This is a genomic window from Paenibacillus sp. FSL H8-0104, from assembly GCF_038050215.1.
Taxonomy (GTDB): domain Bacteria; phylum Bacillota; class Bacilli; order Paenibacillales; family Paenibacillaceae; genus Paenibacillus; species Paenibacillus amylolyticus.
Genome location: NZ_JBBOTC010000001.1, coordinates 1,726,628 through 1,750,661, shown reverse-complemented (window position 1 = coordinate 1,750,661; position 24,034 = coordinate 1,726,628). Strand labels below are relative to the sequence as shown.

The window sequence follows — 24,034 nt, the reverse complement described above, 5'->3', positions numbered from 1 at the left end:
ATGGAAGAAGTGATACTTATTTTTGTATAATCGGAGCATATAATACTTGGCTTCTTAACTAAGGCTATATAGAAACAGTCCACTCAATAATATATAGTTAAGATAAGTTGACGCCAATTGATGTTAGCTTCAACTACTTATTCAAAGGAGATATGATGTATAGAAAACTAATAATTTTTGCTTGTCTGATAGAAGTGTCTTTTTTAATTTTTTTACAATATCGTCACAATAATGTTTTGGATGTGGTTGCTTTTATTGGATTGTTAGTTTTTTTCATGGTGTTGAGTTATTTCTTAAAAGCTCAACCAAGCAAAAAACGTAAAGAAATAGCACTTTTTTCACAAACACTTTCTTTAATATTTATTCCAATTTATGTAACTGTAACCCTTCCTCAATACACGTATGAAAGTGCGGTAGCTAAGGTCACTCAGAACTTAGAAGAACCTTATGTGGTTAATAAGCAGAAGAATACGTTAATAAAAAATGAATCTAATGAATTAAAAAAAGGTTATACGTTTTCTGTGGAAAAAAATTCAAAAGTAAATTCATACGTTTTTGATCCGTGGACTGGTATCTATCATGAAGTACGAGATTGAGGTAAGATTGGCTACTCGGTTAAATTGTAATAATGAGACTTACTTTAAGAATCGGTTCCCCGATTCTTTTTTTCTTGTACGTTACGCTTCATATCATGCATACCGGCGAATACAAGACCCAGAACACTCCGAAAATCTTCCCGCAGACCAAGGCTCCGAAGGAGCCGCTGCTTGAATATTATGTTAGGTGATGTCGAATTAATCTTCATTGCTCTCACTTTCGAATTTCTTCTCCTGATTCTGCTTGAATGTCCTTCCATTAATATCTATCCACTCCACAGGGCCTGCGGCTTGACGCCCCAGTACTACAGCAGTCGCTGCACTAATACTAGAAAAAATCGCATTCTCATTAAATATATAAAATTCTCCGCCATCGATTAGAACTCCGGTTTCTATCAACTTATTTCGCTGCTTGATCCATCCTTCAGAGATTGAACTTGATGTTTGTTTACAGCTTTGAGATCCAGACAGAACTACATACCCTTTTTCAGTTTCAATTAATTTAGCAGAAGCTTTTTTGCTTTTCAGTTTATATACAATGTCACCATTAACTTGTAGCGGCGCTACCACAGTCTCAATTGATTGTTTGAGGATAGAGGGAACCAAGAACATAAAATTAACTACTGGAAAAATCAACTTCATCTGTTCTAAAAAGTACTCCATATCCGAAATATCAGCTTCAGGGAGAGTCGTTAGTTCAGGCTGATTGGAATTATCAATTTCGGCTGTTTTCGCATCTTTAGATAAAGAGATAATTCGAGATTCTAAATACTTTATATGAGACTTAGTAAGCATTTCGTCTTTGCTTATAAAAGCTACAATTTCAATAAAGTCCTTATCAGAATCAGCTAAATGTTTCTTTAATCTCTTTTTGAGATTTTCCGATTCCCCTATGTATATACGTTCATTATAGTTGTCGCTGTTAGGTAAAGATTTTAGAATATACACTCCAGGTCTATTAAACTCAGAGCGCTCTATAATTTGGGGCAGAGAAGAGCGTTGTGAGTATACAGCCTTTCCTGACCAATTACCGATTTCAATTGTTCTGGGCCCTGTTTCTGAGCCATCTACAAGAAATATAGTTAGTTTCTTTCCCACTTTTGTTTCTCCTTTAATTTGATTTCTTATAACATTCCTGTATTCACGACCCAGCGCATGCTGGGTGTCCGGCGAATGCCGAACCAAGGGCGTATGCCCGCTGCCTGAATATTATGTTAGACGGAGTAGACTGTAGGCTCAGATACTAAGAGCCTCCCTCATAAATTGATTCGGGAATTTTTTTAGCTTTACTAATGGAGTGTCGTTGTTTATTTTATTTAATTCGATGATATTCATTTCTTGTATTGGTAGATAATCTTCAATCATGAATTCAGTCATTTTAACCATATCTGTCATTGATCCAAGGACGCTTCTATCATACGTTTTGATGAACTTCATACTGTTTGCATTACTAATGTAGTTGTTAATTAAGGGTTCAGAGATTCCTTCCGCCTTTAAGTTTTCTATAAGTGCATTGAGGAATATCTCTTTAAAGTTCTTATAGTGCTCCTTCCTTATTCCAAACAAGATAAAGCAATACCTTGTCTTATTATTCATAATAATTAAGTTATTCTTTTTAGCCATTCGAAATACATTGGCATGCCATTTGTAGAGTTCATCCTCTAATTCATTGTTCTGTTCTTCGATAAAAGAGCTAGAATCAAATAGCTTCTTAGTACATGAGATTGTTATCATATATATATCCTTTCACAGTCTATTTTGCCTAACGTTCCCGTATTCACGACTCGACGTATGTCGAGTGTCCGGCGAATGCTCGCAGCATGAATATTATGTTATACGATGGAATCACTCTTCTCGATATACTCGCATAATTAATTCTTCATTATTATTTAAACAACTTACTATTGAGAAAAATATTCTATTAAAGTTTTAAGTATCTTCCCCGTACTTCCATCATTAATGTATGAATCCACTATCGTAACTGTGGCGGAAGTTGTGGCAAGTACACTATTAAACACATTAGAAATTTTCAATTTAAGAGCATTAGGTACACTACTATGTTCTCTTATATTAAGGTGTTCTATCAATTCATTCATTACTTCGACTATTTCCTCAGACTGTGATTCCAATATGTTAGGCATGATGTCCTGTACATCTTTTTTTGTCACTTCTTCAAATTTGCCTGCATTTAAAGCTATCGTTAAATCAAAGGTATCATGATAATTAGTCTTTCTATGTATATTGAAATCGCCATCATATTTCTCAAAATCAATTGCCATACTGAATAAAGATCTTTCAGTAGTATGAATTAGTATTGATGCCTCCCTTGTAGTTGCATTAACATAGAAATCAAATATTCCAGGATTTTCATAGGAAAATCCTTGTTTATATACATTAGGCTTTGGACCGAATTTTATTAATTTAGGTATGTAGCCTTCTGGTCCTGTTACACATATAACAAATCCTTCGGGGACTCCATAGTCGTCTATGAATCTAATTTTATTTTCAGTGGTTCTATAACAACTTGTTTCTCGTCCTTTTGGCTTCTCTTGGATTGTTACTCTCTGATCAGTAATGGTTATAGGAAACATGGGGTTATTAAGCTTCTTAGAGGGACTTTTCATTGTTTCATAGGTCCAATTGATGTATTGTCCTGTTGCAAAGTAAACCTTTAAGTCTGCATGTTTATTTATTTTTTGGACTAGCACAAAATTGTGATACATTCTACACCTCCATAAATATTCTATGTATGTGAATTAATTTTCTTTAACCATTATCTTTGATTTTTTTTGTTTGATTCTGTCGTATAACGTTCCTGTATTCACGACTCAGCACATGCTGAGTGTCCGGCAAACGCCGCACCTAGGGCGAATGCCCGTAGCGTGAATATTATGTTAGACGTTGTTGCCTGTCTTCTTGAAATACTTGCAAAGTTCTATACTAGATTAAATTTATGACCACAATAAGTACATATTGGTCCGTAACTTTCAAAATCGACCCCTTCTGAATCCTCACATACAGGACACATTATTCTCCTTATTTGACCTTTATCAGTGTATAGCTCTTGAGCATGATTCCAGATTTCATCAAATTCCTCAATAAATTTTTCGATCAATTCAATATCACTCGTTTTAATTAAACACTCATAATTTCCATGCAGTGCCGCTGTAGTCCAATTAACTGAACCAAATATCACAACATCATCTGAAACCATAAATTTATGATGCATATTTTGATACCTGCCTCTTGATCTTAGTCCAAGGCTTTTTATTTTTAGTTCAGTGTTGTAGTCAGCTTCATTAATTACTTTCATCAGTTCTTTAGAAACTACTATTTCCGAACTAGCACCTACTGGGCGAATAATATCAGATGTATTTAATAAAAAGTGTGTCCTCCTTCCCTGTTTATTACGATTTATTAAGGCCGTGGCTATCTGAGGATGTGTGAAATATGCAACTGCTACTCTTATAATTCTTTCTGTGTTATTAATTACTGAAATAATTTCATTTAAAGCTTCATTTTCTACTCCAGGTCTCAGAAAAATGATTTCCATTGTATCTCTCCTTTAATCACTTAATAGGCTATTTCGTCTAACGTTCCTGTATTCATGAACCCCAACGGGGTTGTCTGCTGAAATCCCTCTTTGAAATCCATCCCGCAGACCGAGGCTCCAACGGAGCCGCTGCTTGAATATTATGTTATCCGAAGCCCTAAACCTCATATTATTTTCCGATGTCTATATATGACTTCCAATAATTAATTCTCTCTAAAACTTCATTCATTATTTCACTACTTTCATCATAGCTTCGAATTGCTAAAAGAAATTCTTCTGTTGTATTTGCAGCTTCTCTAGCTTCATTTCTAAGATCCTTTATAAATTCGATAATGCTTAATAATTCAATTCGATCTTGTAATGGTTGTAAATGAACTATTTCGTTTCTTAATTTAATAAGTTTTCTCACCTTTTTTGCTAGCTTATTGTTAATGGGTTTAGATTTTTTAGTTTTCTCTTTTATAATTCTATTCCATCTATTAAACGCACCTATATTTGTGGAATTGATTATTGGTTGAGTTATGGTATTTCCATAAATAAACAAAGCAGCCTCAAGTGTAGCAACTGTGAAAAATATAACAGTTAGCGAATGTTTGAAAACATCTTCAGCATATCCCTGTAATTCTATTCTCATTTGAGGATTATTTTTACATTCTTCAACCCCCTCAAAACTTGACTGAATGTGAAAAAATGAGTCATGATACATATCAACATACATACTTGCATTAAATTTTTCTTTTACATTCATCTTCGAATCCTCCTTCGAGAAATATGAAAGGTTTCGGATAACGTTACCATTCCTGACGTTCAAGCGGCTTAAGGACCGTAGGTCCGGGTCGTCAGACTTAGCCGATTGAATGTGTCGCCTGATTACACTTCTCAGAAAATCCTCTTGGCGACCAAGGAGCGATAGCGACGACGTAGGAATGTTATGTTAGCCGATGTCCTCTGAGTCACCTTCATATCCATTCTTTCTACGATTTTCTATATCTTTTTCGTATTTAGTGATCTTTTCCCCTATAAGGTTATCTAACTTAGTCTTAACATCAATTATTTGTTCCCATAACGCCATTTCATTGTTCTCTATGTATATGTGATGTTTTTGGATTAATAATTTTTTTAGTGAGTATTCATATTTATCTTCAATTGGCTCTCTATACATATGGAGATGTCTTTTAAAATTCGCCCTTGCTTCACTTAATGTATAGTCTCCATTTGGCCCTCCCCACCTTTCTTCAGCATGCGAGTCGTCCTGTCCATCGTCTTCCCAGTTACACATGCTACATATTTCAAACAGTTCGAAAAGGGTTAAGTAACCACAGCAAGGACATTTGTATCTCTGTTTCATAATCTATATTCTCCTCTACGGATTTCGGCTAACATCTAATTTATGCACTTCGTAAATACCACAGATCTTGCCTGATATCCGAACTACGTCTATGATAACCGATGCTGTAGTATTTGCGAAGAATAATTTGGTGAAAAAGGTAGATTTATAGGAGAACTCACTCTCCCAGATCCAAACGATCCAGCGGGCTCTGAATACATTGAATATTTTTCATACTCACATGCGTATATCGCTGAGTTGTTCGTTCACTCGTATGACCAAGTCGCTCCTGAATGTAGCGCAAGTCTGTTCCGTTTTCCAGTAAATGCGTAGCGAAGGAGTGCCTTAAGGCATGAATACTAACCTTTTTTACAATACCTGCGCGTTGTCTAGCTTCTTCAAAAACCTTCTGTACGCTGCGTTCGGTAAGAGGCCGATCCGAAGATTGTCCCGGAAATAACCAACGATTGGGTCTATACTCCATAATGTATTCCTGCACAATTTCCCAAGCTAGGTTAGAGAGAAGAGTTCTCCGATCCTTCTGACCTTTTCCCTGCCGTACAATAAGTGTCTGACGCTCAATATCCAGATCGCTGCATTGAAGACGAACGACTTCGCCAAACACGAAGACCAGAAGAATACGTGAGAAACAGAATCGTCTTATGCTTTAGATTGGTAACAGATTTGAGCAGTTGAGCAACTTCTTTTTCTGACATGACTTTAGGTAATTTTATCTGCTTTTTGGGACGAATATACTGGATATCTGTAGGATGATGGAGTACATGTTTGCAATAGAAGCGAATTGCGCTGATCGTTTGATTCACGCTTGAATGGGAGATGCCTTGCTCTAGCAAACCTAAGCAATAAGTCTGCACATTGGATGCAGTCATATCTGTACTTTCACGAGGAATGCTCCTTAGAAAACGTTCGACCTGATTACAATAGGCTTTGATCGTTTTGCGGCTGTATCCTCGTAATGTTAATGCCTTCTGTAACGGCTCTTTGCTCCATTGATTACTTCCCTTGCTAGTTTTCCATTGCTGTAAATCCTCGCTTTCCACCCACAACTCCGGGGCAATCTGAACATCTTCTGAATCAAATTGATTCATGAACTCCTGTATAGCGGCTCTGGTGTAAGGGATGATCCACACTTTTGGTTTGGATTCCCACCTTCTGCCCTTGATCCGACGAATGCGCTCAATATATGCAGGGTTATACGGGATGTAGATGTGCAGTAATTCAGCGGAACCTTTTGTTATGGTAATCGTCTCTGTGGTAGTAGCATGTTCATTCATAGGAAACTCTCCTTCGATTGGGTTGTTTATGCTATTGCTATCATTCTGAAAAACAAAAAGGAAGGCCCTTCTTCATCCCCTAGGGAATCAGACGGCCTTCCGATGCTTTCGGAACATATATGCTGTTGTAAAAAGTAGTACGGAGCGCGACTTGTGCAATGACAAGCCGCGTAAGGATGAGGTGCTGCGCCCAATGGGCAGCACCTCATTGAGAAGCACCGCGGTCAATAGCGCGGTGCTCATCAAGTCGGGCATCCCCCGCACATAGCGGTGATGCCTGCCCCAAACGTGCCACGGACCGTAAAGCTGTGGCACATCTTCCTGCTGAATGATGCCAATAGGCCATACAGCTTATCTCAGGCCGCTGCACCTACATAGCAGCGGCTTCTTCTCCCAGCGGCAGCGTGTAATACTGCGCCTGCTGCCCTTCATGCTGCTGGTACACAACGACCAGCAGCGTCCGGCCTTTCGCGGCAAGCGGGCTGGCGCCAGCTAGCACACGCTCAAGCCGGAACGGAAGCACATCCAATACGGTGTGCTTCTGCAGTTCCTTTTCGCCGAGACCAAGGTCGGCGAAAGCACGGGCACCCATGACCGTCTGTGCGGTCATGGCCGAGGTCATCGGCAACGCACGCGAAGCGTTGCCGTCCACCATGTCCGCCGCTCCATCCGCGGCGGACCCTGTTGCGTCGCCCGAAGTGAGCGACGCTGCATCCCCGACTTCGCTGCCGATCACACCCGCCGCATCTGCGGCAGAGTCTTCTCCGGCAGCAGCCGAACTTCCCGCAGCGACACTCGCACCCGTGCCGCTGCTTTCCAACCAAGCCGTGCCTGCGGCGCCGGCAACACGTGGCAGTCGAACGTCTTCTGGACGTTCAGCCAACGTTTTCATATAACCCGCCCACTGGTCTTTCTGAAGCGGATCTTCCCACCAGATTTTGCGTGGTTTGTATTTGTGACCGAGGAAATAGTCCAGCTTCATCAGGCCAAGCACGATATCCATATGCGGCGTATTCCGCGACTCCAGGAAGCTGTGCAGACGAGTGAACAAATCCTCCAGTTGGTGACCAATCTTCTGCCAACCCTGACCTTCCCAGTAATCCCCGAACGCCTGGAAGAAATCAAACGGCGAGTTGAACTCCTGCTCCATCAGATACTTCAGCGTATGGTCCATCCGGTGTGCGTTCCAGTATTTCTCCAACACATCCTCCAGCCGCTTCAGGCGTACGATGTCACTGAACGGCAACACGTCACTGCCCAGAATCTCATACGGCGCGTGATCCATGTATGTGTAGTTATACTTCTCCGCATCCAGACGCAGACCTGTACCACGTAGCATTTTGAGGAATCCGAGTTGAAGCTCTTCCGGCCCCAGTGCAAACACATCGTTAAACGTTTTGCGGAACGTATTGTAATCTTCCTCCGGCAGTCCGGCGATGAGATCCAAATGCTGGTCGATTTTCCCGCTGGCTTTTACCTTGTTCACGGTCCGGCTCAGCTTGGTAAAGTTCTGGCGACGTTTCACCAGTTCATTGGTCGGATCATTCGTGGACTGAACCCCGATCTCGAACCGGAATGTGCCCGGCGGCGCATTCTCTGCAAGATAGTCCAGTACTTCGGGACGCATAATATCCGCCGTAATTTCAAACTGGAACACCGTCCCCTGATGATTCTCGATCAGGAATTTGAACATTTCGAGCGCATAATCCCGCTTGATGTTGAACGTCCGGTCCACAAACTTAATCAGCTTTGCGCCCTTCTCAATCAGGTACAGAATGTCCGACTTCGTCCGCTCAATATCGTAATAGCGCACGCCGACCTCTATACTGGACAGACAGAACTGACAACTGAACGGACAGCCCCGACTGGTCTCAAAATAAACAACCCGTTTCCCAAGCTCCGGGATATCCTCATCAAAACGGTGCGGTGATGGCAGATCGTTCAGATCCGCTTTCGGGCGTCCTGGCATGAGAATGACCTCTTCCCCTTTGCGATATGCCAGTCCATAGACAAAGTGGAACTTCTTGCTTCCTTCCAGCTCCATCAAAAGCTGATGCAGCGTCTCTTCCCCTTCACCCATCACGATGAAATCCACATTGGGAATCCGGTTCATCCAATATTCCGTGTCGTAGGACACTTCCGGCCCGCCCAGCAGAATTTTCACGTTCGGCATAACCTTTTTCAGGTTATCAATGACCTTGATCGTCTCTTCAATGTTCCAGATGTAACAAGAGAAACCAATCACGTCCGCGCCGCGCTGGTACAGATCAGACACAATATTCATCACCGGGTCCTTGATCGTATACTCCGCCAGGTCAATATCAAAATCCTTCTCACTGTACGCCTTCAGACATCGCAAGGCCAAAGAGGTATGGATGTACTTTGCATTTAATGTAGAAAGAATAACCTTCATGGTTCACAACCTTTGCCTGGACACCCAGACCATATTTTTTTGATAAAAGGAAAGCTGCACAGCCATCCTGCCCCGGATGCTGTTCATCTAAACCTCTTTTGAACTAGCCATTCCATGTCTCATGGACATATCCAACTTTTGTCTTTCAAAGAGTGGACACTCTTTTCAAAAAGACATATACACCCCGTCAAACCCGAACCACAACATACAGCACAAAACCCGCACCTAGAACCTACATGTTGTATACGATACGGTCGACCATTCCTAACGCCAATGTCCACCCTTTGAAAGACAATTCGCCATCATTTGTCCACTCTACAGAGACGCGACAACCAACTTCAAAGATTGGAAAGTGAAAATTAACAATTCATACTCAATTCACTCTTACTCATTTCATACTCACTCATACTCGTAAAACGCATCATCATCTGTATCCACTTCTTCGCCCGATTGCTTCTGGAAAAACTCCAGGAACGGAAGTCCGTACTTGCGGTACTTGACCTCACCGACCCCTTTGATATCCAGCATGTCACGTTCTGTCTGTGGACATACCACACTCATCTCACGCAGGGTCGCATCATTAAAGATAATGTATGAAGGTACATGCTCTTTCGCCGCCAAGTCGCGCCGGATCAGGCGTAACTGTTCAAATACCGTCTCATTAACCGCAGATGGCATCGCATCGCGTCCGCGGCGTCCACCATAGTTCGTACCCGAAGCTGTTGCCGCTGTCTTGCGGACAACACGCTGCATCACTTCACGCTGGCCTTTGAGCACTTCAACCGCTAGTGGCTGCAAACGCACAACCGGATACTGTCCCTCAGACAGCATCAGATATCCTTCGGATACCATCACGTTGATGATCTCCGATATCTCACGCTCTGTCCGATTACCCATCACGCCGTAGGTTGGCAGAGAGTTGAAGCCGTAATCGAGCACTTTTTTGGCACGGGAGCCCTTGAGCACAGAAGCGACCAGCGATACACCGTACCGTTCACGCATGCGGTGAATGCAACTGAATATTTTCTGTGCATCAATCGTCATGTCTACCAACTCGCGGTCGTCCGTACAGGAACTGCAAGTACCGCAAGGTGTATCGTCATGCACCTCACCGAAATAATCCAGCTGCGCACTGCGCAGACAACGCGTCGTGTAACAGTAATCCACCATCTGTTGCAGCTTCCGGTAATCGTTCTGTTTGCGGTCGCCGTCCATCGGATTCTGCTCAATCAAGAACTTCTGGGTGATAATGTCCTGTGCCCCGAATAACAGAATACACTGGCTTGGCTCTCCATCCCGGCCTGCACGTCCGGCTTCCTGCACGTATGCCTCCATATTTTTCGGCATGCTGTTATGAATAACGTAACGCACGTTCGACTTATCAATCCCCATCCCGAAAGCATTGGTCGCCACCATCACTCGGATATCATCGTACAAAAAAGCTTCCTGGCTCTGGGACCGTTCATCGTCCGTCATGCCGGCATGGTAGCGTCCTGCGGGCAATCCCGCCTGCAACAAACGCTGATGCAGATCGTCCACGTCCTTACGGGTCGCGGCGTATATAATACCTGGCTCGCTGGCATGCTCGCGCGCATAATTCAGGACAAAATCCTTCTTGCTCTCGCCACGCAGCACGCTAAACGCCAGATTATCCCGCCCAAGTCCGGTCACATACGTCTGCGGGTCCTGCAAACGCAGCAGCCGCAGAATATCCCCCATGACCTCGGGCGTCGCTGTAGCCGTAAAGGCCGCAACCACCGGCCGCTCCGGCAAACTGTCCACAAACGGCGCTACCGCCAGGTAGCTTGTCCGAAAATCATGCCCCCACTGCGATACACAGTGGGCCTCATCCACGGCAACGCAAGAGATCGGCAAATGGCCCATCTCCTCGCGGAACCAATCCAGCTCCAGTCGCTCAGGCGCGACATAGAGCAACTTCAGCTCACCGCGCTGCGCCGCGCGGATGCGATCATTCACTTCTTTGCCGCTCAGTGTACTATTAATATACGCGGCAGCAATTCCGGCGGTCGTCAACGCATCGACCTGGTCCTTCATCAATGAGATCAACGGGGAGACAACAAGCGTCAGACCCGAATATAACAGAGCGGGGATCTGATAACAGATCGACTTACCGCCCCCGGTTGGCATAATACCCAACGTATCTTCACGTTCCAGCAGACTGGCTACAATCTTTTTCTGTCCCTCACGGAAGTCGGGGTAGCCATAATATTTTTGCAGGAGACCCTGCGCTTCTTCTAATGTAGGTGTTTGCACACTCATGTAAAGACTCCTTACTTATCACCGGCGTTTTTCCACCAGCTTGGTCCGATCCGATTCTGACATCCGAAAGCGGCACATATCCCGCATCCTTGACAACAAAATGGCGTTCTCATGACTTGTCCGTCAAGCAAACGCCGCTCCCTTTAGTTTAACGGCCCAGCCCCGAATGAGCAACCGCGTTTTACTGTAAAACGTTTGAAGCCCCTTCAACAAAATAAAAACAACCGTCCTGCCTTAGTTGGACAAAACGATTGCTGTAAACTTTTATTCACAACCGACACACTCATATCACGCTAGTGTACCCGTACCCATTCATCTGGTGAAGCTACTATACCTTACAACCTTACAACTTCACTTTAATCTTTTAACGACTCTACCTCAGACTCCGGCTTACCACTGGCCTTTGCAATAACAGAAACTTCGAGCCCTAGTGAGAGGAATTTCTTCGCAATCTCAATCATCTTTCTTTTTTCCCCTTCTACTAATCCCTTTTCTATCCCCTTGGCTGTTCCTTGAGCTATTCCCTTTTCCGTAGCCCACTCAATCATGGAAGCTTCGTCATGCAAATACTTCTGCCGCTCTTCATACAAACGACGTGCTTCCCGATCCTGACTCAAGAACTCCAGCGTATCCATTACTTTCTTAACCCCAGATTCATTCATGTTGTATCACCGCCTCTTGCATTCATACGATAATACAATCCTTTCCTCTGCATCAGTTGTTCATGCGTCCCATCCTCCGCAATTCGGCCATGTTCCATCACAAGGATGCGAGAGCACTGACGAGCTACCTCCATACGATGTGTGACAAGCAATCCTATGCTGCCTTTCATAAAGTTCAGCAAGTGATTCATTACGTTCTGTTCTGTCTGAATATCCAATGATGACGTTGGTTCGTCCAGAATATACAGATCGGATGACCTCGTAAAGAGTCTAGCAAGCGACAGTCGCTGTTGCTGGCCTCCAGATAGATTGGCCCCTTTCTCATGCAACATTGCTGCGTATTGTCCTTCCTGTGCCTCAATATATTCATGCAAACCTGCCTGCTCTGCCGCAAACTTCACTCTGTCCAATGTAACGTCTGAACTCAGACGAATATTATCTTCAATCGTTCCTGTGAAAAAAGTAGGTGTCTGCGGCATATACGTGAGTCTGGACTGGTCATCCATCTCTACATACTCTGCAACATGTTTATCACCCAGTAATACGCTTCCGTTTATTGGCTCGATCAACCCTGCACACACTTGGCACAGTGTAGATTTGCCAGCACCGCTGGCGCCAACTACCGCAACCAGTTCACCAGGAACCAGATTAAGCGTAATCTGATCCAAAATCTTCCGACCACTGTCTTCATCGGTTACCGTAACCTGTTGAAGACGTAGCATAGCAATTTCGTTCTCTTTATGTGCCCCTTTTTGTGTACTCCCTTGATCTTGGGTACAAATTCCCTGTGCAAGCTCCTCGTGCTTAGTATTGGATGTGTCTGCCCTCTTGTTCTCCGCCAATTTCAACCATGCAGAGATACGTCCAAATGCACCCACGCTGGCTTGCATCTGACTCCACTGGCTGGACAAGCCGAGTACTGGCCACACCACCAGTTCAAACAGCAGACTACTTGCAACAACCATGCCCGGAGACAAAGTTCCCCTAGCCGCTGACAAAGCAATAAGGAACAACGCTGCCAATTGAGCCAGGCCAAACACCGCCATCGCCACGTTATCCGACATACTCAGGGTCATCTGCAACTTAGCCTGAACACGATTCAGTGATTGCTGTTGTGTTCGAAATCGTGCGAGAAACCACGGTGAAGCATTATACATCTGAATCACCGGTATCCCTTCAACATACTGTTGAATCTGTTCTTGGGACTCGCCTTCCCTGGATTCGACCTCATCGGACAGATGTATAATTCGCTGATCATACAACCTCGCCGTAAACCAGATTGCCCCTGCGCTTACCAAGGCAATAACCGCAACCCATGCGTCTGCTCTGTACAAGTATCCCAGCGATAGAGCAATGATGAATACAACCGTAACACCCTCTGCAATAGCCTCCACAACTTCTGCACCATGCTTGGTGTCTTCCTTGATGCGAAGCATCACATCCCCGGACTTCTGTCTGCGCACCCAGGAATAGGGCATCCGGTTTAACAGTTTCAACAGATCCATGGACATATCCCGTTGCATCGATTCCTTGAGCCATACCAGCACATAACGATGCATCGCGAGCAATACAATAAATCCTGCCAGAATGGCGATGAAAATCATTGCGGTAGCATTAAGCTGTTCCTGTCCCCCATCATGAATAGCATCCACGAAGAATCCCTGTACAAAGGCTAGTCCCCAATCAAAGACCGCATCTGCTGCGATAAAAATGAACAAGATCGCTACAGCTAATCCATAAGGCTTCATCCAGCGAAAAATAACGGGCCATACCGTTGCCAATGATACAGCTTGTTTTGGGTCATCTGGAACATCACTTTCGTTCATCTGATGATGAGCTTCATTTTCGATATTTTCATTTTCATTATTTTCATTTATCTCATATGCTCCGCTTTTCTCATGACTGCTTTTCATTTCAACGTCATCGGCATATGCTGCATCTTCAATCTTGTTACTCATGCTGTTCCTCCACTTCCGTATCCTGCTCCGCAATATAACTTCGATATCCGTTTGGACGATCCAGCAATTCACGATGAGTCCCCGTATCTTTGACGCGTCCTTTCTGAATATAGATGACCTGATCCGCCCGTTCTATCAGCGATAATCGATGAGTAACTGCAATAACCGTGGTGCCTTTGTCAGCAGTGATTCGGGCAAAGAGATCATTCAATCGCTGCTCATGCCACGGGTCTTGGGATGACGTCGGTTCATCCAACAATAGAATATCCGGGTTCCTCAGCATCGCTCTGGCTAAACTAATACGCTGAAGCTCACCACCCGACATCGTCCCGCCTTGCGGCTGAAGCTCTGTCCCATAGCCGAGCGATTGACGCATAATCGCGTCATGTGCATGCGTCATATGGGCCGCAACCTTTACTTGATCCGCAGATATCCCCTCTTGTCCAAAAACAATATTCTCTTCCACTGTACCTGTGAAGATAAAGGCTTGTTGCGGAACATACACCTGATTGACATGCCCTGTCTGAACTTCGTGCATATCCTTCAGTGAATTCTTCTGATTCATGACCTGGATCGAACCAGTAACAGGTCTATCTAATCCGGCTATCAATTTCAATAACGTGGTTTTCCCGCATCCACTTGGCCCCGTGATTACAGTAAGCTTTCCTTTCTTGGCCTCAAAAGAAATATCTGTTAACACTTCTTCTTGCTCCGCATACCTATAAGACACATGCTGCACGTTGATGCCAGCCGGTTTAGATTGTTTTTCAAGCTGGCCTAAATGCGTATCGGACCGTACATATGTATTTGTACCGGTATTAGCAACCGTGTTCTTTCTCTCCAAATCCAGCACTTCAAAGATTCTGGACGCATGAGAAGCCGAACCAATAAAATCATTCCACAACCCAGATAACGATTCAATCGGACGTGTTAACTGACTACTTGCTACCAGAAAAGCTGCCAGTCCGCCTACATCCATATGTCCATTCAGGACCTGCATGCCGCCTAGATAGAGAATCAGAATCATGCCACCATACGTGGAGACCCGTCCGGCTGCTTCCGAAAGTCGTTGTAACACAGATACGGACATCGTATATCTGAACACTTGATCCATTCGATCTTTAAAATGATGGTGTACATAACCCGCGAGTCCGTAACTTCGGATCTCAACTGGGGCTTGGATGATTTCAGTCAGTATCTCATCTCTTGACGCTGCGCTGGTATTCAACTGATCATGCCGTCTTTGTAGACGTTTACCAAGTCCTACCGTTACAAGAGGATAGATCAATGTGAATGCAATGATAGCCAACGACAGCGGCAAGTTCACCCAGCTGAAGTAAGCAAAGGCAAGAATCAGCTGAATGATATTTTTGGCGAGTTCAATGCCATGTTGGTTTATCCCCTTCTGTGCTTCCTTGGCTGAAGTCCAGACCCTAGAGGTTAGGTCACCCGTATGATAATGTGCCAGATTGCGTGTCTCTGTGTTGCTAAAGGATGAGAGCAGTAGAGACTGCACAGACAATAATGTCTTTTGCTGGAATAACGTCTCGACCCTCGTCATGAATGCGGTTACAATCAATCGTAATACTACAATGCTAACGCCTATGATCAACCCTGAGTAGAGTAACGAAAACTGTGCTTCAGTCGCGCCTTTGACCAGTCTTCGGATCGATTCCAAATAACCGACCTCAATCAGGGAGACCACACATGCGGCGAAAAGTAACAGAATGATGAACATACGGTACTTGCCCGTTAGTGTCCATAATCGAGTTAACATGCCTAACGTTGTATAATTTTTTTTGTCAGCAAACATGGATGCTTTCTCCAATCTTGTCATTAAATTATGTACTTGGTTATGATATCATCGGTGATAAGGAAAAAATGAACATTTATTGCTGTAAGTACTATTAGAAGTAGGGAGATTGATATGCAACATGATCTGCTAGACACATTGGATAAGCTATTCGACTACATAGAAGACCATATTCAAGACAAATTAACGCTGGATCATCTGGCATCTGTGACTCATATATCCAAATTCCACCTGCATCGCATGTTCAAACATGTCAGCGGACAATTGCCTGGAGAATACATTCGCTCACGCAAATTGGCACGCAGCCTGGAGCAATTGGTGAACCTGAATTGGAAAATCATCGATATCAGCGGACATTACGCTTTTGAACATGAACAATCCTACATACGTGCTTTCAAACAAGCCTTCGGCATTACCCCCCTGCAGTATCGCAAACAGGGAGCTGGAGACCTTGAATTTACAGCCCGCATGACTTCGTCCATGATCACAACGCTTCCATATGGATACATTTTCAAACCAACGTATGTACGAAAACCGGCTATGAAACTCATTGGGCAACGGTCCCACATTCGGTATGCAGATAACGAAGAGCACTATGAAGCCAATTCAGCAGGCAACGACTTTTTCGAAAAACACTTTCATTCGATTCCTAACGTGTTGCAACCCAACGTATATATCGGATTTACCAATGAAATTAACGAGGATTACAGTACATATCAGCCGTCTGTAGAGGTCACCAGTCTGGATCATATCCCTGAAGAACTGGACGGAATTGAGGTCCCGGCCAACCAGTATGCCGTATTCAAATTTGTCTGTGATTTCCATCCAAGTCTCATCAATATTGATCATCTGGACAGTGTCTGGACATTTATCGATGAATATTGGCAGAGCCATTCGGGGTACGAGAAGAGTGATCCATACTATTTTGAAAGAATTGACGGCAGTCTGGCTCAGGACCACTACGGAGAGTTGGACATTTATATTCCTGCAAAGCAAATTTCACTGTAAGTTGCAAATGGAGGTTCAACCTTATGGACTCAAATACTCAAGCTAATTCAAGTTCATCCCATACAGATTCTCGCAAACCTTGGATACGTAGACACCCTATTCTCACTACATTTACATTGTTGATTCTTGTACTGTTTGCCGCTGTATTCCTGTATTTCTGGCTCCGTCCTTACTTCTCCACGTTTGACCGTTCTGAGCTGGGGGAATTGAGTTATTCCATGCCTTCAAGGAATGGTGAGTATACTGCCGAAATTTACGGTTTACCTTACGGTGGTGCGGCAGGCGGCGTTACAATCTGGTTCGATGTTAAGAAGACAAATGCACCTGAGGACGCCACGGTAAAAACGATCTATCGTGCCAAGCACCACGGAAATAACCATCTCGAATGGGACAGTGAAAACATACTCCGGATTGAAAACTGGAATGAATATACGGATGAGACCATGACCCTCAATATCGATGACGAAATATATGATGGCTGGGGCTGGGCTTGCAAAAGCTTACGAATGAAGGACCAGTCTGTGCGATGCCCAGCACCCGAAAAGTAAAATAACTTAGCCGCTAATATGATGGCCTTGAACACTCGACGGCTCATCTTGATGAGTAATCCTCACTGCACCGCATGTCAAAAGTCCCAATGCTCTGTATGCCTTGTGAAAATTTCACCAAATGCTACTTTCATTACACCATGGCAAGAGGTACACGCGCCACGAGAAGCGTAAAAAGCCCCGCTCACCGACTCTTTCGGTTAAGCGGGGCTACGCTTGTTCTACATGTTATCGTGTAATTACTTATACTTCATTGTGATCTAATATGCTTGTTTATTAACAACTTCGTAGCTATGGAACTTTAAATATATGGCAGCACATAACTTATCTATCACATCTATTCTACCTCTTCTGCTTCTGCTTCTGCTTCTGCTTCTGCTTCTGCTTCTGCTTCTGCTTCTGCTTCTGCTTCTGCTTCTGCTTCTGCTTCTGCTTCTGCTTCTGCTTCTGCTTCTGCTTCTGCTTCTGCTTCTGCTTCTGCTTCTGCTTCTGCTTCTGCTTCTGCTTCTGCTTCTGCTTCTGCTTCTGCTTCTGCTTCTGCTTCTGCTTCTGCTTCTGCTTCTGCTTCTGCTTCTGCTTCTGCTTCTGCTTCTGCTTCTGCTTCTGCTTCTGCTTCTGCTTCTGCTTCTGCTTCTGCTTCTGCTTCTGCTTCTGCTTCTGCTTCTGCTTCTGCTTCTGCTTCTGCTTCTGCTTCTGCTTCTGCTTCTGCTTCTGCTTCTGCTTCTGCTTCTGCTTCTGCTTCTGCTTCTGCTTCTGCTTCTGCTTCTGCTTCTGCTTCTGCTTCTGCTTCTGCTTCTGCTTCTGCTTCTGCTTCTGCTTCTGCTTCTGCTTCTGCTTCTGCTTCTGCTCGCAATTGTGCCTTACACTCTATTTCCACTCAACCCTTATTTTCACTGATCCGCCCTATCGCATCCTACCAGCAACGAATTAGTTTTTGTTGTTATTTCACTTCTACTTCAATTTATTTCCCCCTATTTCCTAATCCCGCGTCAAACCCTTCTGTCCTCATCTGTCCCAGTTCGTCTCCCTACTTACGCGGTGACACTTCACCACGTTCTTCCCGCTCCTTCATCTCTTTGCGTACCACAACTTCGAGCTTCTGGCGATTGGCAAGCAACCCGGGATCGTTGGGCAAGTACTCACGGGCTTTGGTGTTATGCATGAGTGCCTGCTCCCAGTTGCCCAGATGGGCATAACAAAGGGATAAACGAGCATGTGGCAGCCATGTACGGCAAGCCATAGGCACCGGGCGCAGACCCGGATCGCGGCTGCTCACGTCCACCGCCTGCATATACCAGTAGATCGCCGAGACGGGTTCCTGCCGTTCATGGAAACAGGCCGCAATAGCGCAGCAGAAATCGGCATGTGGCAGATCATACTGGAACGACTGCAGCAATGCGCCGAGCTTACGGCCCGGCTCACCCAGTCGTTCATAACATTCCGCTAACCGCGCGCAGGCAATCAGGCGATCCTCGCGGTAACCGCTTGGCTGCTCCAGCAGCTTCGCGTAACCGAGTGCCGCCGCCGCATAACGCTGGCGGTCATAACATTCGCCTGCATAATAAAACAGCAGGCGACCTTGGGCTACGCCCTCTTCGGCGATCCATTTGCGCAGAATGCGCACGTTTCGCGCCGAATGATGTCCCGCTTCGCGGCGATGCGTGACGGCAATATCTGCCGTAATGACCTCGCCCCGCGGAAAGCTAAGCTGCTCGTGCAGCCGGCCATGCCAGCGGCACCCGGCATCCCGCTTGACCAGGCGAAGGCGTCGGTCCGTCACAAGTGGACTTCCCTCCGCTCCCTCGGCCAGCGTGTAGTTCAAGATCACAGCTTCCGTCTTCCCCCCGGACGGAAGCTGCTGCTTCAACACCTCCAGCTTCGCCCGTTCCGCGGGCAGCAGCACATCATCCGCATCCAGCCACAGGATATACTCCTGCGTGGCCTTGGCGAATGACTCATTCCGCGCTCCGGCAAAGTCTTCCGTCCATTCATATGTGTAGACCTGGTCGGTATACTGCGCAGCGATGTCCATCGTGCGATCCGATGAACCGGTATCCACAATGACGATCTCGTCCGCGATGCCGGCAACCGAGTCCAGACAGCGCGCCAGCGTGCGTTCCTCGTTCTTCACAATCATGCACAGACTGATGGTGATCACGTTTTGAGCCCCTTCCTGTCGTACGCGTATTGCGAAATGTCATAACGGGTTTGTTCTTTCATTGACCAGGTACTGGTACTAAGCCACTCCAATTTTCTCTTCAAACTTACGATTAACTTGTAAACCAAGAATCAGCGCTACCACTACAAGAGGCTGCTTTCACACTCATTCTCCCAAATCTCAAAGTTCAATAAAGAATTTATTTCATCTTCACTGTGGCTAACGAACTGAGGCGACGCTATTCGGTGTATTTCAGCCAGTTGGTAAATGTAACGAATCTGAGACCCGCTATTCTCGCATTATAGGCATCCATTCGTCGTTTATCGCAGCTTTCAGATGAAATAGCGCCGCTGAGATTCGTTACATTTCTCATCTCGTCTAATTCATCAAAATAAGACGTGTGAGATTCGTTAGAATACCCCTGCCCTTGCCACTGTCCCTACCTTCACCGCTACCCTTCCCCACTCTCCTGACGGCGAAGCCGTTTCACCTGCTCCACCGCACTGTCCAATGCCTTCTTGCGCTGTTTCATTACGCGGAGGTGCTGATGTTCCACCTCGGCAAAATGGACATGATCCAGCTCCATCCACTCCATCAGTTGGTCCAAAGTCGGCGACATATGCAGCTGTGTATTCCGCCGTTTGCGGGCCACGCAACATAGATATTTATGATGAATTTCGAGTTTCAAGACTTCAAAATACGGCATCAGGGTCATCGCCAGGCTTCCCGCATAGAAGGTCTGCTTGTGGTCATAGAACGGGTGATACCCATACGGCACAGTCACAACCAACGTCCCATCTTCTTGCAACAGCCGATAAATCTGGATCAACAACGTCTCCGGATGAGCAAAATGCTCCAGCACTTCTCCAAGCAGCACAGTATCAAAGGCAGTCCTTACTTTCCATTGCGTAATATCCAGCATTCGAAAATCCACATTGTTCCTAACTGGCCTAGACTCTTTCGCAAGCTCAGCTTGCGCATACCGGACACTTTCTTCTTCCAGATCGATCCCTGTCACACGAAATCCTTCACGTGCCAGCAGAATGGACGTAATGCCCTGACTGCACCCGACATCCAGGATGCGTTTGCCTGTCGCCTCACGGCACATCCAGTGGATACGCGTTCTCGTCGCTTCATGAGAATCTTCCGAATTAATCTCGCCGTAATAGCGTTCACTCACTCGATCATGATTGGCCATAGGTTTCTCCCGTTTTCACCCGGTGAACCGGCTGACCCAGCACCACAATATTTCCCCCGAGGCATCCGGCCGTTGCATTGCGTGTATCAAAAATCAGCTTTGCATGGTCTGCCATCTCCTGATAATCGAATGCCGAATGATCCGTGGTGATGATCACCAGATCAGCTCCTGTCCATAATTCTGGCACCGCTGGACAAGAGTGCAGCACTGTACCATCATCCTTACGGAAGACAGGCACCATTGGATCGGTGAAAACCACATCTGCGCCCGCTGCGCTTAGCAGCCGATAAACGTCCAGCGCTGGCGATTCACGCAGGTCATCAATGTCTTTTTTGTAAGCCATACCCGCCAGTACAACACGTGCTCCTCGCATAGTTACACCATTCTGCTCCAGCAGCTCCGAGGCACGCTTCACCACTCTCTCTGGCATTTGTCGATTGGTTGCATCCGCCAGCTGGATGAATTGCAGCTCCGATCCCTGACGGTTTGCAGCCCAGGACAGATAGATCGGATCGATTGGGATACAGTGCCCGCCGATGCCGGGACCGGGATAGAATGGCATATAACCAAACGGCTTGGTTGCCGCCGCATTCAGTACTTCCCAGATGTTTACCCCCATCTGTTCACAGGCTGGGGTCAGCTCATTCACGAGTGCAATATTGACACTGCGAAATGTATTTTCGAACAGCTTTGCCGTCTCCGCTACCGTTGTTGAACTAACCGGAACAACTTCGTTGAGGAACGAGCCGTAGAACTGGTTACCATAATTCAGACATGCGGGTGTCGAACCGCCAATAATCTTCGGGGTATTTTTCACACCATAATGCACACTGCCCGGATCTACACGCTCTGGAGAATAACAGACGTAGAACTGTTCTCCAGCTCGCCAGCCGTTTGCCGCTTCAATCGGTTGTTTCACGCGTTCCTCCGTTGTGCCCGGATATGTCGTGCTTTCCAGAATAACCAGGCTGCCTTCCTGCAAATACGGAGTCATGCCATCCACCGCGGCCGAGATATACGAGATATCCGGTTGATGCTCGGCAGTCAGCGGGGTGGGCACACAGATTACAATGACATTGGCCTGTGCCACCGCTGCATAATCGGTGCTTGCCGTGAATAACCCAGCCTGCATAAGCGACTGCACAACATCATCTTCTATACCTATGACATACGAATGCCCGGCACACAGCTTAGCTACCTTCGAAGTATCGATGTCAATCCCGTGGACTTGATAACCGGCCTGTGCTATCTCTACAGCCATGGGTAAACCAACATAGCCTAGACCAATGACAACAGCTTTTAGGGAGCGGTCATTAATATGTTGTATTAGGGTACGTTGCTGTAACTCTTCATTACCTTCGTGCTGGTTGTGCTGATGATTTTCTTCCATTCCTACCACCTCCAAACGCTCCGCCTCCCCTCGGTGGGCGTGTCTGAAAACTCCGAACGAGTTTTGAGATACACCCTAATCGATATAGCCACCTTCACGCAAAAACCGGGCAATCGCTGGTTTGTTCATCATGGCACTGTCCGAGCGATACTCGGAGAAGTTCACACGTGGCAGACTGCTGTACTGATCCGTCAGGCTCTTGTCCTTGTGCTCCGGCAGGATGACATAATACTGCGCATCATATTGATACGTACGCGGCGCTTCATAGGGCGAGATCAGGACTTCATGTAATTTCTCGCCTGGACGTATTCCCGTCACCTTATAATCGAAGGATGGACGACCTGCCTGTTCCAACATGACGGATGCAAGTTCCGTCATCTTGCAAGCTTTCATTTTCATCACAAAAGTCTCTCCGCCCACGGCCGCCTCAGCCGCCTTAAGCAGTAAATGTATAGCTTCGGTACGCGTCAGGAAAAAACGGGTCATGCCTTTGTCCGTAATGGTCGGGCTTTTGCCTTCATCGATCTGACGACGGAACAAGGGCACAACACTGCCACTGGTTCCAAGCACATTGCCCCCGCGGATGCAGACAAACCGGGTACCTTCACTTAGCCAGTTGGCACGAATCATCATTTTTTCACCCAAAGCCTTTGTCATGCCATATACGTTAATCGGATCTACCGCCTTATCTGTGGACACATCGATGACTTTGGCAACCTGCATGCGTATCGCAGCCCGAATAATATTCTGGGTACCGATCACATTGGTCTTGAACGCTTCATCTGGCTGGTCCTCGCAGACCGGAACATGCTTCAGTGCAGCCAGATGGAAGAGCACATCCACACCTCTGCATGCATCTTCCACTGCCCGATAATCGCGGATATCCCCAATGATGAATCGCAGACGCGGATCATGGTTGAACTCTCGCTGCATCGCAATCTGGGCGTATTCATTACGTGACAGAAGGCGAATCTCAGCCGGGTCCTGCTCCAGCAGTACCTCAGTCAGCTTTTGACCCCAGGAGCCCGTTCCTCCAGTGATCAGAATCGTTTGTCCTTGAATCATGGATGAATCCCTCCCTGATCAGATCATGAATTCGCGTAGTACCTGTGCCATCTCATCCCGGCTTAACCGGTCTTTGGGCGGTACCTTTTTGGTTGAAGTATTGCTCGAATGCACGATGTTGACATAATTGCGCGGAGCAAGCAGCTCGTGCGGCAGTTCAATGACATTGCCATGTGTACCTCTGCCCGGAAGCTTGACCCGGTATCCTGCTGCGTATTCGGCTGTCTTATATAAGTAGACATAGAACTGTGGAGAACGGTGAAACGCTGGGGCCATCTCGTTATTCACACTGTCCCACAGATATCCGTTCTGGTTAATCAATGCCATCGTCTGCTGCTGTGGTTGAATATCGTAGAGCTGTTGAACAAAGGTTTTATGGTATAAATCATCCGAATCCAGACGGGCAATATAGAGTTGCTCCGAACCATTGGCAAACGCCAAAATGGCACGCACACTCTCCATATTGGTTCCAAAACGAATATTGGAGGGAAGCGGCTCCTGACCCGCCAGAATCTCCTGCATTAATTCCCCGGATTCCTTGGACAACTTCACCACTGTGAGGAAATCCTGATTCGTCTGCGCCTTCAGGCAATGCAATGTGAACGTGCGGAAGATGCCCATCCGACGCTCCAGCCATTCCCGCGTTAATCGCTGTGGGTCCATCCCGTAATTGTTAAAGTTAATCTCAATCACAACTTTCCTGGACATAACATTCCTCCTCATGAACGCTGCAAGTTCCGTTTACCGGATACAGACTGTTTTCATAGTTT

General features: G+C 45.8%; 21 protein-coding genes and 1 pseudogene. 3 read left to right on the top strand and 19 right to left on the bottom strand.

The features are described from left to right. Positions 1-155 precede the first annotated feature (155 nt). Positions 156-596 (top strand): hypothetical protein, encoded by a 441-nt coding sequence (locus tag NST38_RS07815; RefSeq protein ID WP_341343885.1) that lies wholly within the window; start codon positions 156-158, stop codon positions 594-596. Between the two features lie 198 nt (positions 597-794). Here the strand turns inward: NST38_RS07815 and NST38_RS07810 are convergent, their stop codons facing one another. The 13 genes and pseudogenes from NST38_RS07810 to NST38_RS07750 form a co-directional block, all read right to left on the bottom strand. Continuing rightward, complete coding sequence (locus NST38_RS07810) at positions 795-1,694, bottom strand: GIY-YIG nuclease family protein (RefSeq protein ID WP_339188953.1); 900 nt, start codon at positions 1,692-1,694, stop codon at positions 795-797. 138 nt (positions 1,695-1,832) lie between these two features. Then, complete coding sequence (locus NST38_RS07805) at positions 1,833-2,330, bottom strand: DUF6933 domain-containing protein (RefSeq protein WP_339188955.1); 498 nt, start codon at positions 2,328-2,330, stop codon at positions 1,833-1,835. 167 nt (positions 2,331-2,497) lie between these two features. Beyond that, positions 2,498-3,319, bottom strand: coding sequence for a hypothetical protein (locus NST38_RS07800; protein ID WP_341343884.1), 822 nt, complete (start codon positions 3,317-3,319; stop codon positions 2,498-2,500). 212 nt (positions 3,320-3,531) lie between these two features. Beyond that, positions 3,532-4,149 (bottom strand): phospholipase D-like domain-containing protein, encoded by a 618-nt coding sequence (locus NST38_RS07795; RefSeq protein ID WP_341343883.1) that lies wholly within the window; start codon positions 4,147-4,149, stop codon positions 3,532-3,534. 169 nt (positions 4,150-4,318) lie between these two features. Next, positions 4,319-4,897 (bottom strand): hypothetical protein, encoded by a 579-nt coding sequence (locus NST38_RS07790; protein ID WP_341343882.1) that lies wholly within the window; start codon positions 4,895-4,897, stop codon positions 4,319-4,321. A gap of 186 nt (positions 4,898-5,083) precedes the next feature. Continuing rightward, positions 5,084-5,497, bottom strand: coding sequence for a CPCC family cysteine-rich protein (locus tag NST38_RS07785; protein WP_341343881.1), 414 nt, complete (start codon positions 5,495-5,497; stop codon positions 5,084-5,086). A gap of 157 nt (positions 5,498-5,654) precedes the next feature. Then, complete coding sequence (locus NST38_RS07780; protein ID WP_341343880.1) at positions 5,655-6,101, bottom strand: tyrosine-type recombinase/integrase; 447 nt, start codon at positions 6,099-6,101, stop codon at positions 5,655-5,657. Continuing rightward, a complete protein-coding gene (locus NST38_RS07775) occupies positions 6,055-6,771 on the bottom strand; it encodes a tyrosine-type recombinase/integrase (RefSeq protein WP_341343879.1) in 717 nt (238 codons plus the stop codon). The genes NST38_RS07780 and NST38_RS07775 overlap by 47 nt, the downstream gene beginning before the upstream one ends. Before the next feature lie 370 nt (positions 6,772-7,141). Continuing rightward, the gene (locus NST38_RS07770) at positions 7,142-9,184 is read right to left on the bottom strand and encodes a B12-binding domain-containing radical SAM protein (RefSeq protein ID WP_036610630.1); all 2,043 of its coding nucleotides are present in this window, start codon (positions 9,182-9,184) and stop codon (positions 7,142-7,144) included. Between the two features lie 399 nt (positions 9,185-9,583). Further along, on the bottom strand, positions 9,584-11,464 hold the full coding sequence (recQ, locus tag NST38_RS07765; RefSeq protein WP_036669316.1) for a DNA helicase RecQ: 1,881 nt from the start codon (positions 11,462-11,464) through the stop codon (positions 9,584-9,586). 356 nt (positions 11,465-11,820) lie between these two features. After that, a pseudogene (locus NST38_RS07760) lies at positions 11,821-12,126 on the bottom strand (Rpn family recombination-promoting nuclease/putative transposase); the annotation flags it as partial. Further along, a complete protein-coding gene (locus tag NST38_RS07755; protein ID WP_445933724.1) occupies positions 12,123-13,874 on the bottom strand; it encodes an ABC transporter ATP-binding protein in 1,752 nt (583 codons plus the stop codon). The pseudogene NST38_RS07760 and the gene NST38_RS07755, both read right to left, overlap by 4 nt. Before the next feature lie 202 nt (positions 13,875-14,076). Further along, positions 14,077-15,897 carry an ABC transporter ATP-binding protein gene (locus tag NST38_RS07750; RefSeq protein ID WP_341343876.1) on the bottom strand — a complete coding sequence of 607 codons (1,821 nt, stop codon included), beginning with the start codon at positions 15,895-15,897 and terminating at the stop codon, positions 14,077-14,079. Positions 15,898-16,011: 114 nt separating this feature from the next. On the opposite strand from NST38_RS07750, the gene NST38_RS07745 reads away from it, so the two are divergent. Both NST38_RS07745 and NST38_RS07740 read left to right on the top strand, forming a co-directional pair. Beyond that, a complete protein-coding gene (locus NST38_RS07745; protein ID WP_338708083.1) occupies positions 16,012-16,905 on the top strand; it encodes an AraC family transcriptional regulator in 894 nt (297 codons plus the stop codon). Between the two features lie 23 nt (positions 16,906-16,928). After that, entirely contained in the window at positions 16,929-17,453 is a 525-nt protein-coding gene (locus tag NST38_RS07740; protein WP_341343875.1) for a DUF5412 family protein, read from the top strand. Positions 17,454-17,790: 337 nt separating this feature from the next. Here the strand turns inward: NST38_RS07740 and NST38_RS07735 are convergent, their stop codons facing one another. From NST38_RS07735 to NST38_RS07710, 6 genes are all read right to left on the bottom strand, one after another. Next, positions 17,791-18,330 (bottom strand): hypothetical protein, encoded by a 540-nt coding sequence (locus NST38_RS07735; RefSeq protein ID WP_341343874.1) that lies wholly within the window; start codon positions 18,328-18,330, stop codon positions 17,791-17,793. 150 nt (positions 18,331-18,480) lie between these two features. Continuing rightward, entirely contained in the window at positions 18,481-19,611 is a 1,131-nt protein-coding gene (locus NST38_RS07730; RefSeq protein ID WP_341343873.1) for a glycosyltransferase family 2 protein, read from the bottom strand. 451 nt (positions 19,612-20,062) lie between these two features. Continuing rightward, complete coding sequence (locus NST38_RS07725) at positions 20,063-20,791, bottom strand: class I SAM-dependent methyltransferase (protein ID WP_341343872.1); 729 nt, start codon at positions 20,789-20,791, stop codon at positions 20,063-20,065. Between the two features lie 4 nt (positions 20,792-20,795). Beyond that, positions 20,796-22,199: a nucleotide sugar dehydrogenase gene (locus NST38_RS07720; protein WP_076251639.1), complete on the bottom strand. Its 1,404-nt coding sequence runs from the start codon at positions 22,197-22,199 to the stop codon at positions 20,796-20,798. Between the two features lie 75 nt (positions 22,200-22,274). Further along, complete coding sequence (locus NST38_RS07715) at positions 22,275-23,264, bottom strand: SDR family NAD(P)-dependent oxidoreductase (RefSeq protein WP_076251637.1); 990 nt, start codon at positions 23,262-23,264, stop codon at positions 22,275-22,277. Between the two features lie 18 nt (positions 23,265-23,282). Further along, a complete protein-coding gene (locus NST38_RS07710) occupies positions 23,283-23,972 on the bottom strand; it encodes a glycosyltransferase (RefSeq protein ID WP_076251635.1) in 690 nt (229 codons plus the stop codon). Between the last annotated feature and the right edge of the window lie 62 nt (positions 23,973-24,034).